The organism is Canibacter zhoujuaniae, assembly GCF_011752005.1.
Classification (GTDB): Bacteria; Actinomycetota; Actinomycetes; order Actinomycetales; family Microbacteriaceae; genus Canibacter; species Canibacter zhoujuaniae.
The window spans coordinates 78,665-96,445 of record NZ_JAAIJZ010000002.1; the positions used below are offsets into that span (position 1 = coordinate 78,665).

The window sequence follows — 17,781 nt, forward strand, 5'->3', positions numbered from 1 at the left end:
ATTTACATATCGGACGATTACGATCGGGGACAAAGATGTTCAAAAAAATTCTTGTTGCCAACCGCGGTGAAATTGCAATTCGTGCTTTTCGCGCCGCCAACGAACTCGGTGCGCTCACCGTCGCAGTCTATCCCTACGAAGATCGCAACTCCCTGCACCGCTTAAAAGCCGATGAGGCCTATCAGATTGGCACTGAAGGCCACCCCGTGCGCGCATATTTAGATGTTGCAGAAATTATTCGAGTAGCCATCGAATCCGGTGCTGACGCTATCTATCCGGGCTATGGGTTTTTGTCTGAAAACCCTGAACTTGCAGCAGCCGCAGCTAAAAACGGCATCACCTTTATCGGCCCCGGTCAGCAGGCACTAGAAATGGCAGGCAATAAGGTGTCGGCAAAAGAACACGCAATTGCCGCACAGGTGCCGGTTTTGCAATCAACCCCGCCATCACAAGACATCGAAGCTTTGATAGCGGGCGCTAAAGAAATCGGGTTTCCGGTTTTTGCCAAAGCGGTCGCCGGCGGTGGCGGGCGTGGCATGCGTCGCGTTGAAAATGCTGATGAATTACGTGAAGCACTAGAGTCTGCCATGCGCGAAGCAGAAAGCGCTTTTGGCGATGCAACAATGTTCATCGAACAAGCCGTGCTGCGCCCGCGCCATATTGAGGTGCAGGTGCTTGCCGATCGCACCGGTGCGGCCGTGCATCTATACGAACGCGACTGTTCAGTGCAGCGCCGGCACCAGAAAGTTGTTGAGATTGCGCCGGCACCAAACCTCGACCCGGCAATCCGCGAGGCGCTCACCCGCGATGCAATCGCGTTTACAAAATCGATTGGATACGAAAACGCTGGCACTGTTGAATTCCTCCTCGACACTGAGGGAGACCGTGCCGGCCAACACGTTTTTATCGAAATGAACCCGCGCATCCAGGTCGAGCACACCGTCACAGAAGAGGTCACCGATGTTGATCTCGTGCAGGCACAGATTAGGATCGCAGCGGGCGCAACCCTTGTCGAGCTCGGGCTGACGCAGGAAAACATAAAACTGCACGGCGCCGCTTTGCAGTGCCGCATCACAACAGAAGACCCCGCCAATGACTTCCGGCCGGATCTCGGTCGGATCACCGCGTATAGATCGCCCGGCGGCGGCGGGGTGCGGCTTGACGGCGGCACCATAAACCCCGGAGCCTATATCAGCCCGCACTTTGATTCAATGCTTGCAAAGCTAACCTGTCGTGCCCGTAATTTCACAGAAGCTGTTGTGCGAGCGCGACGGGCGCTCGCAGAATTTCGGATTCGTGGGGTTGCGACAAACATCCCATTCCTGCAGGCGGTGCTTGACGATGCTGACTTTACAGCGGGTGACATCTCAACAGCCTTCATTGCTGAACGCCCGGAGCTGCTCACCCTGAATAAACCGAAAGATAGAGCCACCAGAGTGCTGCAGTATTTGGCAAACGTGACGGTCAACCAGCCGCACGGCGAGTGCCCAATCACAGTAGCACCAGCAACAAAACTACCCGAGATCGACCTTGCGGCAGCTATACCTCAGGGGCAGCGCGACCGACTGCTGCAACTGGGCCCGGCAGGTTTTGCAAAAGCGCTGCGTGAGCAGACCGCACTCGCGGTCACCGAAACCACTTTTAGAGACGCCCACCAGTCACTGCTAGCAACCCGTGTGCGCTCACGCGACCTGATAGCGGTTGCCCCACACGTTGCGCACCTCACACCAGAACTGCTTTCTGTTGAAGCGTGGGGTGGTGCCACCTATGATGTGGCACTGCGGTTTTTAGGTGAGGATCCGTGGGAGCGACTTGCGGCGCTGCGTGCGGCCCTCCCAAATGTGCCGATTCAAATGCTTTTGCGCGGTCAAAACACTGTTGGATACACCCCCTATCCGAAAGAAGTTGCTGGGGCTTTCGTGCGGGAAGCCGCAGCAACCGGTGTTGATATTTTCCGCATCTTTGACGCCCTAAATGATGTGCAGCAAATGCGGGTCGCTATCGATGCGGTGCGCGAGACCGGCACAGCTGTAGCAGAAGTGGCGATGGCCTACACAGGCAATCTGCTAGATCCCCAAGAAAGCAAATACACACTGGATTACTACCTGCAGCTTGCCGACCAGATTGTGGCAGCGGGTGCGCATATTTTGGCGATTAAAGATATGGCGGGTCTGCTGCGCCCGGCGGCTGCTGCCCGACTAGTGTCTGCGCTGCGTGAGCGTTTTGACCTGCCGATCCACCTGCACACACACGACACCCCGGGTGGGCAGCTTGCAACCCTGCTTGCTGCCGCTGACGCGGGGGTTGACGCGGTAGATGTGGCCTCTGCTCCAATGAGTGGCACAACCAGCCAGCCATCGCTGTCTGCCCTAGTTGCGGCGCTGCAGCACACTGAGCGAGATACCGGCATCTCGCTCACAGCGGTGAACTCATTAGAACCTTATTGGGATGCGGTGCGGCATCTTTATGCGCCCTTTGAATCGGGGCTTAAGTCTCCCACCGGCCGCGTTTACACGCATGAAATCCCCGGCGGGCAACTGTCAAACTTGCGCCAGCAAGCAATTGCGCTGGGGCTGAGCGACAACTTCGAGAAGATCGAGGATATGTATGCCGCCGCCGATCGCATTTTGGGTCGGATCCCGAAGGTCACTCCGTCATCGAAGGTCGTCGGTGATCTGGCGTTACACCTTGCCGCAGTAGATGCGGATCCTGCGGAGTTTGAGGCGGCACCTGAGAAGTTTGATGTGCCGGATTCTGTTGTCGGATTTTTAGCGGGGGAGCTTGGCGATATTCCGGGCGGCTGGCCTGAGCCGTTCAGAACAAAGGTGCTGCGCGGGCGCAAAATAGATCTGTCAGCGACACCGCTTAGCGCAGAGGATGCCGCCGCCCTTGCCGATGGCGCGAGCGAGGTGCGGCGCGCAACCCTGAACCGTTTGCTGTTTGCTGCGCCCACCAGGGAATATGAGGCAGTGCGTGAACAGTTCGGTGATCTGTCAGTGCTAGAGACTGGCGACTACCTCTACGGACTCGACGCCGCTAAAGAGCATATCGTTGATCTCGCGCGCGGTGTGCGCCTGTATGTCGGGCTTGAAGCGATTGGCGAGGCTGATGAAAAGGGCGTGCGCACCGTTATGGTGCGAGTTAACGGGCAGCTGCGGCCGGTTTTTGTGCAGGATGAGAGTGTTGCGGTTGCCGTCGACAGCGTTGAAAAAGCGGATCGCACGGTGCCGGGGCAGGTGGCCGCGCCGTTCTCAGGCACAGTAACTCAAAAGCTCTCGGTGGGTGATGCTGTCTCTGCGGGGGATACTGTGGCCACAATTGAGGCCATGAAAATGGAGGCGGCAATTACTGCGCCGCTTGCTGGCACTGTTGCCCGGCTAGCGTTTGACGGCACGCGCGGTGTTGCAGCGGGTGATCTGATTCTAGTTATTGAGTAGGTGAGTGATCACAGCGGCAATCTCGGCGCGAGCCGCAGCATCAAGCCCCTGCACCGGTAACGGGAATGAGCTTGCGGCGGCACTGCTCTGAACGAGACCGAGCGCGCCGGCTGCGGCGTCCATAACTCGCAGACTGCCACCAAATTTGCGATAGAGATCCCAGAGTTGCTGCAGTTTTTCCTCAACCGCTATCGATGCTTGCGGATCCGCGTCAGCCGCGGCAGCAACAAGCTCGAGCGCGAGAGTTGGCAGAGTGCCACCAAAAACTGAGAAGAAGAGCTTGGATCCGTGTCGCAAAGCAGCCGTCGCGTGATAATCACCAGAAATGCCGATTGCGGTGTCACTGCCGACAGCTTCGCGGATGGTGTTTAGATGATCGGCGTCAGCCGCCGATCCGCACCCAGTTGTGTCAGCGCGCAACCCCGGAATTTTTACCGCCTTTATCTGCGGCAGCGCGGTGAGCCGGGTGTAAAGCTCCAAGCTGAAATTAAAGTTGGTGGTGCCGGGGTTGTCATAGATGATGATCGGAAGATCACTGTTTTCGGCGGCTGTGCGATAGTAGTCGAAAACTTCGTGATCGCGCAGCGGCTGATAGTGCAGAGGAGACAGCAGCACGGCGCTCGCGCCAACCTCGTGGGCGGTGCGCAGGCGATCGAGCATGTGCGTGGTGCGCAGCGCGCTCACCCCGAGAAAAACCGGCACCTCACCGGCGTTAGCAACCGCTATTTCAGCGGCCTGCCGGTATTCGGCAGGGCTGAGATAGGTGTAAGAGCCGGTGGATCCGAGAGCGCCGATCGACGCGACGCGATGTTCGGTGCCGCCAGCATCAACATATCGTGCATCGCGTAGATGCTTGATTAATCCGGCATATGCCTGCTCATCGAGCGTGTCATCGACGAACGGTGTCAGTGGAAAAGCGCTAAGCCCGGAAAATAGCTGTTCCTGAGTCATGCTGCTGCCTTCGCAATAGTGGCTACGGAAATTTTCTGATCGATCTTCGTGATTTTTAGTTTTTAGGTAGAAGATCAGCAACCGAGTCGATGATCTCGTTCGGTCTAAACGGATACCGTGCAATCTCGTTATCATCGCTGATGCCTGTGCGCACAAGAATTGTGTGCAGGCCAGCCTCCATGCCGGCAACAATATCGGTGTCCATCCGGTCACCAATCATCGCGGTCACTTCAGAGTGGGCGCCGATCTGGTTGAGCGCAGAGCGGAACATCATCGGGTTTGGCTTGCCCACAACATACGGCTGCTGCCCGGTCGCTTTGGTGATCAGCGCGTTTACCGCACCGGTTGCCGGCAGCGGCCCTTCTGCGCTCGGCCCTGTCGCATCAGGATTGGTTGAGATAAAACGGGCACCCTTCTCAATATGGCGGATCGCTTTGGTGAGAGCCTCAAAACTGTAGTTGCGGGTCTCACCGACGATAACAAAGTCGGGGTTTGTCTCGGTCATAATAAACCCGGCCTCGTGCAGTGCGGTGAGCAGCCCAGCCTCACCGATAACGAACGCAGACCCTCCCGGAGCCTGCTGCTTCAAAAAAGCGGCGGTCGCAAGGGCACTGGTCCAGATGCGTTCTTCTGGCACGTTAATACCGCTGGCGGCAAGTCGCGCGCTTAAATCGCGGGCGGTAAAAATTGAATTATTGGTGAGCACAAGATATTCCTGTTGCGTCTCCTGCCAGTGTTTTAGCAGCTCAGCCGCGCCTGGAATGGCCTGATTTTCGTGCACCAGAACACCATCCATATCGGTGAGCCAACACTCGACACTTGCACGCCCCTGACTCGCTAGAGCGGCTGCCTCGTCTAGTTTGTTAGTTTTAGTGTTCATCACTTTTAAGCGTACCCTGCATCTTCTATTACGTACAGGCTGCGGCAGCGATGCAAGAATATAAGCATGAGTGAACGGGCAGGTAATTACGCTACGGAAGCTGATCTGGTTGATCTGGACGAGTTAGAGTCTGCGTATTTCAAGCTGCGACCGGATCCGACACTGCCGGCGCAGCGGGTGAGTTTCGGCACATCAGGGCATCGCGGCAGCTCACTGTCACGCTCGTTTAATGAAGCGCATATTGTTGCTATCTCACAGGCGATCGCGGAGTATCGTGCGGCGCAGGGCATCACAGGTCCGCTTTTTATCGGGATCGATACCCACTTTCTATCTGGCCCGGCGTTTGCCTCTGCCGGGCAGACACTCATCACAGCGGGTGTTAATTTGCGGATCAGCGCTGGCGGTAGTTTCACCCCAACCCCGGCGCTCTCTCACGCTGTTTTGAAATACAACGAGGTTGCGCGTCTTACGGGTCTTGGGCTGGCCGACGGTGTTTTAATCACCCCGAGCCACAACCCACCAGCAGACGGCGGCATTAAGTACAATCCGCCGCACGGCGGCCCCGCCGACACAACCGCCACAAAATGGATTGAGCAGCGCGCAAATCAATTGCTTGCAGCCGGTGTTGTGGATCACGCTTCGCTCCGTGAGATTGTGCCGTTTGCTGAAAAGACGGGAACCGTCACCCAGCACGATTATGCTGCCGAATACATCGCAGATCTCAAGCACGTAATTGATATGACAGCGATCCGCAGCTCCGGATTGCGTTTTGCGGCGCACCCACTGGGCGGGGCCGCAACCGGATACTGGCAGGCAATTGCTGAAACTTATGAGCTGAACCTGACCGAGATCGGCCCGGGGATCGATCAGCAGTGGAGTTTTATGACGCTGGACTGGGACGGCAAAATTCGGATGGATCCGTCAAGCCTAAACGCGGTGAAAGCGGTTGTTGATTCTGCCTCTCACGCAGACTACACGCTGACACTCGCTAACGATGCGGACGCAGACCGGCACGGAATTATTGTCGGCACTGAATTGCTTAATCCAAATCACTTCTTAGCGGTCGCGATTGACTACCTGCTGACCCACCGGAAGGGGTGGCATAGTGCGACAGGGGCTCCTTTGACCGTTGGCAAAACTGTTGTCTCCTCCGGCATGATCGACCGCGTTGTCGCCGCGCACGGCGCAACCCTGGAAGAGGTGCCGGTCGGTTTCAAATGGTTTGTGCCGGGCTTGAGTGCGGGCACAACCGTTTTCTGTGGTGAGGAAAGCGCGGGAGCTAGCATGCTCACTTTTGAGGGCGCACCGTGGAGCACAGATAAAGACGGTATTGTGCTCTGTCTGCTGGCCGCGGAGATCACCGCAGTCACAGGTAAAACACCCGCGCAGCATTATCAAGAGCTCACAGAGCGGTTTGGATCACCCGCTTACGGACGCATTGATGCACCGGCTACGGCAGAGCAAAAATCGAAACTGCTCGCCTTAAGCGCTGCGGATATTAAGACAGCAACGCTTGCGGGAGAGAGCATTACAGAGATTTTGACGCATGCGCCAGGTAATGGTGCGCCAATTGGCGGCCTTGTGATTAAAACCGCCGATGCCTGGGCCGCGATCCGCCCCTCTGGCACCGAAGCAGTGATGAAAATTTACGCTGAGTCTTTCGCTGGCGCTGAGCACCTGAAGCGCGTGCAGAAAGAAGCGCAAGAGCTGCTAGCTAGCGCCCTGAGTTAAAGTCTCAGACCCGGTCAGTAGAGTAGTATTTATGACTTCCATTTCGGCAGACACCGCTCGCGTTTACTCCTATTTAGGGCCGGCGGGCACGTTCACCGAGCAAGCTTTAAAACAGGTGGCAGAAGCTGAGGGTCAGATCTGGAAGCCGGTTTTAAACGTTAGTCAAGCGTTGGCTGACGTGGTAGACGGCATCAGCAACGCCGCCATGATCGCCATTGAAAACTCCCTCGACGGCGGGGTTACTGCGACGCAAGACGCTCTCGCAAAAACAGATAATCTGCAAATCTTGGGCGAATATCTTGTGCCGGTAAATTTTGTTTTGGTGTCACGGCGCAACGTGTCGCGCGACGAGATCACGACAATCGCAGCGCATCCGGTCGCCTACGCGCAGTGTCGTGCATGGCTTGAAAAGAATCTGCCCAAGCATCGACACATTCCAGCAACCTCGAACGCGCAGGCAGCTGTCGATCTTTTCGGCGCAAACGCAGTTGCGAATGCTGCAATTGCGCCGCCAACGATCACTGAGCACTACAACCTCACCGTGCACGCGACAGACCTTGCCGGAGATTTAAGCGCAACAACGCGATTTGTTTTGGTTGGGCCGCGGCAGCCGGCGGGGGAGCCCAGCGGTCACGATAAAACCTCATTAATTGTTGACCTGCCTGACGACCGGGCGGGTGCCCTGTTGACACTGCTAGAGCAGTTCGCTGCGCACGGTGTGAACCTCACCCAGATTGCGAGCCGCCCGACCGGCAGTGTGATGGGCAGCTACCGTTTTTATATTGATGCGGAGGGGCACATTCGGGAAGAGCGTGTGCGATATGCGGTATTGGGGCTGAAACTGCACTCACCAAACGTCCGCTTTTTAGGGTCGTATGCGCGCGCCGACAAAATTGCCCCAAGCACCGACGTACACCACAGTGACGCCGCCTTTAAAGCCGCGAAACAGTGGCTGAACGATGTTGTTTCCGGTGTTAGCGAAGCGGGTGACTAAGTTTGCGTCTCGCGGTTGTCTATCATCCTGGTAAAACCGATACCGAGATTTTGTCGGCCGCTCTCGAGCGGGCAAAAGATGAAGAAGACGTTATCAACTGGTATCCAACAGCAGCGTCTGATGCGGGTGTTGGTGCTACGGAGCAGGCGGTTAGTGAGGGTGCCGATGTGGTGCTCGCATCCGGCGGTGACGGCACGATCCGCGTTGTTGCAGGGGTGCTTGCCGGCACTGATGTGGCGCTAGCTATTTGCCCGCAGGGCACAGGCAATATCCTCGCGCGTAATATCGGTGTGCCGTTGACACGGTTTGACAGCATTGCAGCTGCCGCCCTGCACGGCAGAGAGCGACACATCGATATCGGATACGCCGAGATTGTGCGCACTGATGGAAGCTCCGTTAGAGAGCCATTCCTGGTGCTTGCCGGTATCGGGCTTGATGCCCGGATGATCGCCGGCACCGATCCGGCATTGAAAAAGAACTTTGGGTGGCTCGCATACGTTGACTCAGGGATGCGCTCGATCCGCAATCTGAAACCGTTTCGCGCGAGAGCAGTGACGCGTGATGCTGAGCAGCTTGCTTCTCGACCGACTGCGCTAGATGCGTACACAATCATGATCGGTAACTGTGGTGTGCTACAGGGTGGAATCCTGCTGATCCCCGATGCAACAATCGACGACGGGCTGCTTGATGTGGTTGCAATGCAACCAGAAAAACGCTGGGGAGTTTTTTCTATTGCACGTATCGCGCGCCGCGTGGCGGTTGAAAATAAGCTTGGCCAGCGGGTGGCGCTGCCGTGGGTTAGCAACAACCGCACAGTCACATACAAGCAGGTGCGCCAGCTCGAGCTTGAAATTCCTGAGGGAGAGGCTGTGCAGCTTGATGGAGATGATTTTGGCGAGGCCAGTCAGGTGCGGTTTACTGTCTCTCCCGCTGCGTTAAAAATTAGAGTGCTTGGCACCTGGGAGCAACCGGTAGATATTTTCACCACCCCGCTCGATTAGCCTGGCTGATCCGCAAATTAGGCGGATAGACTGGAATAGTGATTGATACTATTCTGCTTCGCAACCAACCTGAAATTATTGCCGAGTCGCAGGCAAAACGCGGCAACGATCCCGCAATTTTGGAAGAAGCTATCGCTGCAGACAGCAAGTGGCGTGCGGCACAGTCTGAGTTTGAGACTCTGCGCGCTGAACAGAATCGTTTCAACGACCAGGTTAAAAAAGCCACAAAAGAAGAGAAGCCGGCGCTTATCGCCGAAGTTAAAGAGCTTGCTGGCCGGGTGAAGGCAGCAGCTGCTAAGGCGAGTGAGCTTGAGGCGGCGGCGCGTGAGGCTGCGCTGCGCATCGAAAACACCGTCATTGCAGGAGTGCCCGCCGGCGGCGAAGAAAACTTCGTGACACTGCGCACTCACGGAAAGCCGGCAGAGTTTGACTTTGAACCACGCGATCACCTCGAACTTGGCGAAATGCTCGGCGCTATAGATATGGAACGCGGGGCGAAGGTGTCGGGGGCCAGGTTTTATTTTCTGCGTGGAGTTGGGGCGCAGCTTGAGCTGGCGCTCATGAACCTGGCACTCTCGAAGGCGCTCGCAAACGGTTTTGTGCCACTCATCACACCAACTCTCGTAAAGCCTGAAATTATGCAGGGCACCGGTTTTCTGGGCGAACACGCTGATGAGGTGTATCACCTAGAAAATCAGGATCTTTATCTGACGGGCACCAGCGAGGTAGCGCTCGCGGGATACCACGCCGATGAGATTCTGGATCTTGAAAACGGCCCGCTGCGCTATGCCGGCTGGTCAACCTGCTATCGTTCTGAGGCCGGCTCACACGGGAAAGATACACGCGGCATTATTCGCGTGCACCAGTTCAACAAGCTTGAGATGTTTGTGTACACAAAACCAGAAGATGCAGAGGCCGAACACGACCGGCTTGTCGCTTGGCAGGAAGAAATGCTGCAGGCGCTGGGTCTTAGCTACCGAGTTATTGATGTGGCCGCCGGTGATCTCGGTTCGAGTGCCGCACGTAAATTTGATATTGAGGCCTGGGTGCCAACGCAGGGAGCCTACCGTGAGCTGACGAGCACCTCGAACTGCACTGGTTATCAGGCGCGGCGTCTGGGCACCCGTTATCGTGGCGAAAACGGTAAAACACAGCCTGTTGCAACACTGAACGGCACGCTCGCCACAACCCGCTGGATCGTAGCGCTGCTTGAAACTCATCAGCGCGCGGACGGATCCGTTGCAATCCCTGCAGCGTTGCAACCATTTATGGGAGGCATGACTGAGCTGCGACCATGAACTCAAAATACCTTATTGCATTAGACCTTGACGGCACGGTTTTGCACCACGACGAGAGCATCGACGATGATTTGGTGCTCGCCTTGCAGAAACTTCATGCACACCCTGACTTTGAGCTGGTGATCGCAACAGGGCGCAGCTTTGATGCGACGCTCACTGTTGTTGAAAAGCTTGGGGTCCGCCCAGAATGGCTTGCCTGTTCAAACGGTGCTGTGCTCTACCGTGCGACACGACCTGGCGGCCACTACGGGATTGCTAAAGTGCACACTTTTGACCCCGAGCCGTTGTTGCGCAAAATAAAACAGGAGCTGCCTGCGGCCTCACTCGCGGTGGAGTCTCCCGACGGGCACTTCTATTCAGACGGTAAGTTCGAGACCACTATATTACCGCTGCGACACTATCATGTTGAGTTTGAAATTCTCGTGACTTTCGATGCCGTACGCATCGTTGGGGTGAGCAGCGGTCACGCAAGCAAAGAGTTTATTAGCGCCATCGACCGCCTCGGTTTGCACAGTGTCACCTATACGGTTGGCGACTCAGCGTGGCTTGATATTGTTGCCGACGGCATTAACAAGGCGGTTGCGTTAGAGCCGCTGCGAGCTAGCCTCGGTGTGCCGCGCGCTAATGTTTTTGCCGCGGGCGATGGTGAAAACGATATCGAAATGATTGCCTGGGCGGCCGCAGAGGGTTGCGGTGTTGCGATGGGGCAGGGTTTTGCTGACGCATTTGAAGCGGCAAACTTTGTGACCGGCAGCATCACAGAAGGTGGTCTTTTGCAAGCCTTAAAGCGCTGGGACCCAGCTGCTCGGGTGCTCGCAGCAGCCGCCTAGAGAACGGGTCTCAGCCTCACCTGCAATAATGAGGCTATGCGCAAAAGCTCAAGCCCCAGCCCGAAAACACTGTTTAAAATTTTTGCAACCGCAGAAGCTATCACTTGGGCGGGGTTGATCGCAGCGCTTATCGTTCGTGCAGTTGCTGATCTCGATCTAGTGCGCATCGCCGGGGGGATCCATGGTTTCGTGTTTTTGAGCTACTGCACCGTTACCGTTTTTGTTTGGGTAAACCAGAAGTGGCCAACAGCGGTTGGTGTCACAGGCCTCCTACTTTCGATAATTCCGTTTGCGACCGTGCCGTTTGACATTGCAATCGATAGAAAAGGGCTGCTCGCAGGCGGCTGGCGACTCGCACCCGACGGTGATAAGCCGCAGAATTTTGTTGAAAAAACCCAAGCCTGGGTGCTGCGCAACCCTCTTGTTGCGGTGCTCCTGCTGGCAGTGCTCGTGACCGTGCTATTCCTCGTGCTGCTGTTTGCCGGGCCGCCGATCCCACAGAGCTAGCAGCTGCCGCATCCAGTTAGAACTGGCTGCATAGCAGCTGCTATTTGTGGGTGGCAGCCGTCTAATAGCCAAACACCTGGGTGAGATATTTGTTTGTAAAGATACGGTGCGGATCGTGCCTGTTGCGCAATTCTAGAATCGCATCCCAGCGGTCGTAGCGCTCGGCGAGATCCGTGTCTGTGAGCGAGTGCATTTTGCCCCAGTGTGGGCGGCCGCTGTGTGCTTTGAAAACACTCTCACACACGGCAAAGTATTCACGATAGTCTTCGTGAGCCGGTTTATGCACAGCAATATAACCGGTTTCGCGACCGTAACTAGTTGCCAACCAGCCGGTGTCGACAGCAGCTGCGCGCACCTCAAGCGGGAAGGTTGAAACCAAACCGCGACGCTTAAACTGCGAGCGCAGTTCACGCAAAATCTCAGGCACAGCTGCAAACGGCACAGCATATTCCATCTCATTAAACTTCACACGGCGAGGGCTGGCAAAACCAGCGCTCCAGTTGCGTACCCGCTCGCTAGAGCCCCAAGCGGCGGTTGCAAAACTGTTTAATCTGCCGGTGAAACCGGGAATTAGGCGACCGACCCCAACGAGACCGGCGAAAGCGGCGTTCCCAATCAGCTCTTCGTTAATAAAATCGGCGACGCGCCTGTCAGGGGTGCGCGGCAGCTCATTAGGCTGCACCCGAGTTGAGGTTTTGGTGACAACGCGATCGGCTTCAGCAAACCAAAAAAATTCAAAATGATCGTTGTTGCGGTTGAGATGCTCCCAGCTGCCGAGCACGAGATCGAGACTCTCTGGGCGCTCGACAACCTTTAAGTCGTAGTCGTCTACGAGCTGCAGTGTCACCTCAGAGATAACACCGTACGTGCCGAGTGTGACACGATACTTATCTAATTCCTCTGGGTCTGAGTCGTCGATAGTGATCTCAGCGCCTGTGCCGTCAATTAACTTGACGCCGGCCACCTGACTGCCGAGCCCCCCAAAGCTGAGCCCTGTGCCGTGCGTGCTTGTGGAAATAGCTCCGGTGATGCTCTGGCGGTTAATATCACCCAGGTTTTGCATCGCGAGACCCAGCGGCGCTAGCAGCGGCGGAATCTGCCACAGCTTGGTGCCACCACGTAAAGTGACCTGTTTTTTCTCGGCATTAACGGCGACCACTCCCTGGTGCCTGCTGAGGTCGAGCTGCGTATCTGCGGCGACCGCACACCCTGTGAATGAGTGCCCGCTGCCGATGGGGCGCAGTTTTCGCCCCTGAGAGATAGCCGTTTCAATGGCTGCTGAGATGTCAGCCGTTGAAGCGGGGTGCAATACCTGCTTTGGAGTGACCTGATGTGCACCAGACCAGTTTGACCAGACTGCTTTCGAATTCATAAGAATGCCGCCCCTTCGCCGCGATATGTGAGTAGTCGATGCAGATTTTCAAGATCGGTGCCGAGCGCCCAAAACTCATTAACGTGTTCGGCGAGCTCACCGGCCTTTGTGTGCCGCCACCAAACCGGACTGCCAATTTCAGGTGTGCCGGTCGCACCAGCGCGTGCGCGAACGCGCAACGGGGTTTGCACCTCACCGGCGCCCTCTAGGTCTGTCACAGCTAGCCCGCGCGGCCACACAGGTTTCGGGAGCCTGTCCGCGCCTGCGGCGCCTGAGGCAACCCACCCGCCACCGTGCACGGTGACTATATTAGGGGTTGGTTTGCGGGTTACCTGCGTGGCGAAAAACGCGGCCGGCTGTGGCTTAAAAGCATCGTAGCCGTCAAATAGATGCGGCCCGAAGAGACCGCTGCCGGCGGCAAGCTCTGTGACCTCGGTCTCAGCTCGCGTGGTTTCAAAACTGCCCGTGCCGCCGCCATTTACGAATTCTAAGTCGGGAGCACCCTGAGCTGCTAGCGCCTTGCGCACCGCGCGCACAATCTCTGTGCGGCGTTTAGACAGTTCGCGCACCGATACGCGCTTCATTTGGCGCACGACCAGGCTGCTGTCGGTAACCCCCGCAATCTGCGCTTCATATCCCATAATTCCAACGAGTTTAAGGCCGGGAACTCCAGCAATATGAGTTGCTGCGGCGACTGCATCCCGCACAGTTCTAATGGCGGATCGGCGAGCCCCGATATGCACCAGCCGGCTAAACCGTAGAGAGCAGTCAACATCTAGACAGATTCGGGTTGCCGGCAGCTCATTAGCTGCGTCGCTCCCAATCCCGCTTGCTGCCATCGTGCGCGCAGCGAGAATCGGGGTGAGCTGCTCTGGGCGGTCGACCATCAGCGTGATCTTCTGCAACAGCTCGGGATCTGAGTGCAGCACCGTTAGTTGTGCGCTGTCTAACACCGGATAGCCGACAACAGCATCATCTGTCACCCCGCTGCGCACAAGCTCAATCGCCTCACCGAGACTGTACGCGAGCACCCCAGAAAAACCATCGAGCGCCAAAATTGCGCTGATGATGCTTGGCACCCTGAGTGACTTTGAGGCGATACGGATCGGCACGCCCTCAGCACGGCGCACAAGGTCGGCTGCGTTGCAGCGCACAGCGGCAAGATCAAGCAGCGCGACAGGGTATGTTTTGCCCTGTGCGACTGCTGCTTTAAGAGCCTGGTTGTAGCGCGCAAATCTCTCATGCTGAGGCAGCGCGCACAACGATGCGGCGTGCTCTAAATCTGGTAACAACAGTGTTTCCGTAGTGCTCACATGAACCTTCGAATAATGCTCTCTGAGACCCGACCGACCGGTGCGGCAATCAGTTTAATAGTATCGGGGCAGTTGTTTTTCTTTAATACTGCACGTTCGTGGGTGAAAGTTTCAAACGACCACTTTCCGTGATAGTTGCCGAGCCCGCTCTCGCCAACCCCGCCAAACGGCAGATACGGTGTTGCAAGATGCACAAGCGGAGCATTGATAGCGACACCACCGGAGCTGACGGTATCGACTGCTTCACTGAGCAGCTTACGACTCTTAGCGAACACATAGAAGGCGAGAGGTTGCGGGCGCAGATTAATCTTTGCCGCCGCCTCAGCAAAGTTGCGCACTGTAATAACCGGTAAAATCGGCCCGAAAATTTCTTCGGCCATTAACGGGTTGTCTTCGGTGACACCGGTTATGACGGTTGGATCGATATAGCGATTAGCGACATCAGTGTTGCCCCCGCACAGCAGTTGCGGACGGGAATTTTTCTTTGCGCCGCCTGCCGCTGATCCGAAAGCTAAGCCGTCTACAATCAGATCGTTGAGCCGCTGTGCGTGTTTTTCAGTGATAATGCGGCCGTAGTGTGCACTCTTGTGCGGCGCTTTACCGTACTGCTTTTTTATTTCTTTGACCAGCAGTTTTGTGAATTCTTTCGCAACTTTCCTGTGCACATAGATGTGATCCGGTGCGACACAGGTTTGACCGGCATTGGTGAATTTTCCCCAGACGATGCGACGTGCTGCAGTCTTTAGATTTGCATCCTTATGCACATAGGTTGGCGATTTGCCGCCGAGCTCCAGAGTTGTTGGAATGAGATGCTTTCCACACTGTTCTGCGATAATTTTCCCGACTGGGGTGGAGCCGGTGAAGAACACGTGATTTGGTTTCTGGGCGATAGCCTGCGAGACCACCTCCGGCCCGCCGGTAATTACCTGCACAACACTGCGGTCAAAATACTGCGGCACAAGTTTGGCGACGAGTTTTTCTGTGTGCGAGGCTACCTCACTCGGTTTCAGCACCACCGTGTTGCCACCGGCGAAAGCGCCCACAAGCGGTGAAAGCTGCAGCTGTAGTGGATAGTTCCAGGGTGAAATAATTAGCACAACACCGAGCGGATCGTGCCGCACCCAACTGCGACCCGGTGCGAGAGTAAGCGGGGTCTTGGCTTTGGTGTCACGCATCCAGCTTGCAAGGTGTTTACGAGTGTGGCTGATCTCGCCCAACACCTGCGAGATCTCAGTCAGATGCGCATCAACACCAGCTTTGCCCAGGTCAGCGTGAAGCGCTGCCTCCCACTCATGGCGGTGTTTTTTCACCATTTTTTCGATCTGTGTGATCTGTTTAAGCCGCCACTTTAAAGGGCGAGTAACGCCAGAGTCGAAAGCTGTGCGGAGTTCCTGAAAGGTCGCTGCGATGCTCATAACACGATACTAATAGACTTTTCTTATGGCAGAACCCAGCTCGCACCACGCTGCGGAAGATGAGCGCCGACTTGCTCAGATCCGCCGCCGCTGGGCGGTGCGCACCGCAAAATGGCGCACATTTATGGCACAGCATCCGCTGCTGTTCTGGACGTGGCGGATTCTTGTGATTATTGTCGGCGTAATCGTGATTATCGCCGGCATTCTGATGCTGGTGCTACCGGGGCCGGGGTGGCTGACAATTTTCTTGGGGCTGGCGATTCTCGGTTCAGAGTTCGCTTGGGCGCGCAGACTACTAACATGGACGCGGATCCGTGTTTATGCCGCGGCGCATCGTCTCCAAGCGTGGTGGAAACAGCGCCGCGACAGCTGAGATCGTTTTGTGCCTGCCCCTTGCAGTTTAGAGATCTGGGCTTGCGCCGGGAGCGGTGATAACGCGCACATCAGCGTGGCGGTCGAAGCGGTACCCGGTGCCGCGCACGGTGCGAATGATGTTACCGTACTGGCCGAGCTTGATGCGCAGGCGGCGAATATGCACATCGATGGTGCGCTCGTTTGGTTTTTCTTCAGCCGGTGCGTGACGCCAGAGTCGGTCAAGAATATCTTCACGGCAGATGGTCTGACCTTCGCGCAGCACGAAAAACTGCAGCAGCTGGAACTCACGATAGGTGAACGGTGTTTCAAGATTATCGAGGAGCACCCGCTGGCGTTGAATATCTACAGTGACACCGCTGTGTGCCCGGTCTGCGCTGGTGTTGCTTGCTTTTTCTTGGCGCTTGCGCGCCCCCGGCTCGCCAAGCGCGTAGCGCACAACGTCAACATCTCGGCCACCCAGGTTTTTCGGTGCGATAGCTAGCGTTGCGTAGCTTTCTACGCCGGGGGCTAGCTCTGCGAGACGAGCTTTCAGCTCGGTGACGATGGTTGCGAGGGTGGTGTCTTGCGCTGCGAGCTGTGCTTCAGTGGCACCGATGTAGAGTGCGAAGCCGCGCACTTCGGCGCCGTCAGGTGTTGAGTGAATTGCAGGCTTTACAGAGGCGGGTTTGGTTAGAGTTGCGAGGTTTGACATTTGAGCTTTTCTTTCGACTGCTACCGCGGCTGAAGGTGAAACGCCAACGGTGCTGTTAAGTAGTGTGCTGCTGTGCAGCGGGAGAGATACAGCGCTTGCTGTCTGTGGCTTTTAGTGCCGAGCTCGAATCATTTATTAGGCGCTAAATTCGAATGCGCACACACTACGGCGGCACATCATCATGCCCATGTCTCCAGAAATCACCTCGCTGATGAACTGGAAGCCGTGTGTGTTAGTCATAAAAATAATAATTACACTATGTCGGCCAAAAGTGCAACTTTAGTGTGGCGTGCCATAGAGGCGGTCACCCGCGTCGCCGAGCCCGGGCACAATAAACGCCTGCTCGTTTAGACCCTCATCGAGCGCGCCGAGCACCAGTCGCACCCGTCGATCGCCGACAACCCGTTCAAGAGTTTCAACACCCTGCGGGGTGCCGAGCACACAGATTGCAGTAACATCGTCTGCACCCCGTTCAAAAAGGAATTCAACCGCTGCGGCGAGAGAGCCACCGGTTGCTAGCATCGGATCGAGCACAAAACACTGCCTGCCGCTTAAATCTTTCGGGAGACGCTCAGCGTAGGTTGTCGGTTCAAGAGTCTCTTCATCGCGCACCATGCCGAGGAAGCCAACTTCAGCGGTCGGCACCAAACGGATCATTCCCTCAAGCATTCCAAGCCCCGCTCGCAGGATCGGCACAACAAGCGGGGTCGGGCGGGTCAGCTCAACGCCCGTCGTTGTTGCTACCGGGGTTTCAATTGTGATTTCTGTCACGCGCACATCACGAGTTGCTTCATACGCCAAAAGCGTCATGATTTCTTCAATCAGTTGCTTAAAAGTTGGCTGCGGAGTGTGCTTATTGCGCAAGACGCTCAGTTTGTGGGTGATCAGGGGGTGATCGGCGACAAAAATCTGCATGCTTTAAGTCTATCTGCGCGATTATGGTAGAAGTATGAAAAATCAGCCCGGTATCCCCGTTGCAGCGCGCG

At 56.3% G+C, this 17,781-nt stretch carries 15 protein-coding genes; 8 read left to right on the top strand and 7 right to left on the bottom strand.

What is annotated here, in order from left to right; genetic code table 11:
- The first annotated feature begins 35 nt into the window (after positions 1-35).
- Positions 36-3,437 carry a pyruvate carboxylase gene (locus tag HCR00_RS04265; protein ID WP_167143081.1) on the top strand — a complete coding sequence of 1,134 codons (3,402 nt, stop codon included), beginning with the start codon at positions 36-38 and terminating at the stop codon, positions 3,435-3,437.
- Here the strand turns inward: HCR00_RS04265 and HCR00_RS04270 are convergent.
- Positions 3,423-4,388, bottom strand: coding sequence for a dihydrodipicolinate synthase family protein (locus tag HCR00_RS04270; protein WP_167143084.1), 966 nt, complete (start codon positions 4,386-4,388; stop codon positions 3,423-3,425). The two genes, HCR00_RS04265 and HCR00_RS04270, sit on opposite strands and share 15 nt — an antisense overlap.
- A gap of 55 nt (positions 4,389-4,443) precedes the next feature.
- A complete protein-coding gene (locus HCR00_RS04275) occupies positions 4,444-5,268 on the bottom strand; it encodes an HAD-IIA family hydrolase (RefSeq protein WP_166986108.1) in 825 nt (274 codons plus the stop codon).
- 66 nt (positions 5,269-5,334) lie between these two features.
- On the opposite strand from HCR00_RS04275, the gene HCR00_RS04280 reads away from it, so the two are divergent.
- From HCR00_RS04280 to HCR00_RS04305, 6 genes are read left to right on the top strand one after another with little or no spacing between them, the layout of a single operon-like run.
- The gene (locus HCR00_RS04280; protein ID WP_167143086.1) at positions 5,335-6,999 is read left to right on the top strand and encodes a phosphoglucomutase; all 1,665 of its coding nucleotides are present in this window, start codon (positions 5,335-5,337) and stop codon (positions 6,997-6,999) included.
- Between the two features lie 31 nt (positions 7,000-7,030).
- On the top strand, positions 7,031-7,993 hold the full coding sequence (pheA, locus tag HCR00_RS04285; RefSeq protein ID WP_167143089.1) for a prephenate dehydratase: 963 nt from the start codon (positions 7,031-7,033) through the stop codon (positions 7,991-7,993).
- A 2-nt stretch (positions 7,994-7,995) separates the two neighbouring features.
- Positions 7,996-8,994 carry a diacylglycerol/lipid kinase family protein gene (locus tag HCR00_RS04290; protein WP_167143092.1) on the top strand — a complete coding sequence of 333 codons (999 nt, stop codon included), beginning with the start codon at positions 7,996-7,998 and terminating at the stop codon, positions 8,992-8,994.
- 38 nt (positions 8,995-9,032) lie between these two features.
- A complete protein-coding gene (gene serS, locus HCR00_RS04295; protein WP_167143095.1) occupies positions 9,033-10,292 on the top strand; it encodes a serine--tRNA ligase in 1,260 nt (419 codons plus the stop codon).
- A complete protein-coding gene (locus HCR00_RS04300; RefSeq protein WP_167143098.1) occupies positions 10,289-11,122 on the top strand; it encodes an HAD family hydrolase in 834 nt (277 codons plus the stop codon). The genes serS and HCR00_RS04300 overlap by 4 nt, the downstream gene beginning before the upstream one ends.
- 36 nt (positions 11,123-11,158) lie before the next feature.
- Positions 11,159-11,629: a DUF3817 domain-containing protein gene (locus HCR00_RS04305; protein ID WP_167143101.1), complete on the top strand. Its 471-nt coding sequence runs from the start codon at positions 11,159-11,161 to the stop codon at positions 11,627-11,629.
- A gap of 61 nt (positions 11,630-11,690) precedes the next feature.
- Here HCR00_RS04305 and HCR00_RS04310 read toward each other — a convergent pair whose 3' ends face one another.
- From HCR00_RS04310 to HCR00_RS04320, 3 genes are read right to left on the bottom strand one after another with little or no spacing between them, the layout of a single operon-like run.
- Positions 11,691-13,001 (bottom strand): D-arabinono-1,4-lactone oxidase, encoded by a 1,311-nt coding sequence (locus tag HCR00_RS04310; RefSeq protein WP_167143104.1) that lies wholly within the window; start codon positions 12,999-13,001, stop codon positions 11,691-11,693.
- Complete coding sequence (locus HCR00_RS04315; protein ID WP_243854548.1) at positions 12,998-14,314, bottom strand: alanine racemase; 1,317 nt, start codon at positions 14,312-14,314, stop codon at positions 12,998-13,000. Before HCR00_RS04315 ends, HCR00_RS04310 begins: the two co-directional genes overlap by 4 nt.
- Positions 14,311-15,729: an aldehyde dehydrogenase family protein gene (locus HCR00_RS04320; protein WP_167143107.1), complete on the bottom strand. Its 1,419-nt coding sequence runs from the start codon at positions 15,727-15,729 to the stop codon at positions 14,311-14,313. Before HCR00_RS04320 ends, HCR00_RS04315 begins: the two co-directional genes overlap by 4 nt.
- 25 nt (positions 15,730-15,754) lie before the next feature.
- Between HCR00_RS04320 and HCR00_RS04325 the strand changes: the two genes are divergently transcribed.
- The gene (locus HCR00_RS04325) at positions 15,755-16,102 is read left to right on the top strand and encodes a TIGR02611 family protein (RefSeq protein ID WP_167143109.1); all 348 of its coding nucleotides are present in this window, start codon (positions 15,755-15,757) and stop codon (positions 16,100-16,102) included.
- Between the two features lie 27 nt (positions 16,103-16,129).
- On the opposite strand, the gene HCR00_RS04330 is transcribed toward HCR00_RS04325, so the two are convergent.
- Positions 16,130-16,795 (bottom strand): winged helix-turn-helix domain-containing protein, encoded by a 666-nt coding sequence (locus HCR00_RS04330; RefSeq protein WP_167143112.1) that lies wholly within the window; start codon positions 16,793-16,795, stop codon positions 16,130-16,132.
- A gap of 279 nt (positions 16,796-17,074) precedes the next feature.
- On the bottom strand, positions 17,075-17,710 hold the full coding sequence (gene upp, locus HCR00_RS04335; protein ID WP_166986074.1) for a uracil phosphoribosyltransferase: 636 nt from the start codon (positions 17,708-17,710) through the stop codon (positions 17,075-17,077).
- Between the last annotated feature and the right edge of the window lie 71 nt (positions 17,711-17,781).

Bases quoted from the DNA above. Each gene is read 5' to 3' on its own strand.
- HCR00_RS04265 (WP_167143081.1), top strand. From the start codon at position 36: ATGTTCAAAAAAATTCTTGTTGCCAACCGCGGTGAAATTGCAATTCGT.
- HCR00_RS04270 (WP_167143084.1), bottom strand. From the start codon at position 4,388: ATGACTCAGGAACAGCTATTTTCCGGGCTTAGCGCTTTTCCACTGACA.
- HCR00_RS04275 (WP_166986108.1), bottom strand. From the start codon at position 5,268: ATGAACACTAAAACTAACAAACTAGACGAGGCAGCCGCTCTAGCGAGT.
- HCR00_RS04280 (WP_167143086.1), top strand. From the start codon at position 5,335: ATGAGTGAACGGGCAGGTAATTACGCTACGGAAGCTGATCTGGTTGAT.
- pheA (WP_167143089.1), top strand. From the start codon at position 7,031: ATGACTTCCATTTCGGCAGACACCGCTCGCGTTTACTCCTATTTAGGG.
- HCR00_RS04300 (WP_167143098.1), top strand. From the start codon at position 10,289: ATGAACTCAAAATACCTTATTGCATTAGACCTTGACGGCACGGTTTTG.
- HCR00_RS04305 (WP_167143101.1), top strand. From the start codon at position 11,159: ATGCGCAAAAGCTCAAGCCCCAGCCCGAAAACACTGTTTAAAATTTTT.
- HCR00_RS04310 (WP_167143104.1), bottom strand. From the start codon at position 13,001: ATGAATTCGAAAGCAGTCTGGTCAAACTGGTCTGGTGCACATCAGGTC.
- HCR00_RS04320 (WP_167143107.1), bottom strand. From the start codon at position 15,729: ATGAGCATCGCAGCGACCTTTCAGGAACTCCGCACAGCTTTCGACTCT.
- HCR00_RS04325 (WP_167143109.1), top strand. From the start codon at position 15,755: ATGGCAGAACCCAGCTCGCACCACGCTGCGGAAGATGAGCGCCGACTT.
- HCR00_RS04330 (WP_167143112.1), bottom strand. From the start codon at position 16,795: ATGTCAAACCTCGCAACTCTAACCAAACCCGCCTCTGTAAAGCCTGCA.
- upp (WP_166986074.1), bottom strand. From the start codon at position 17,710: ATGCAGATTTTTGTCGCCGATCACCCCCTGATCACCCACAAACTGAGC.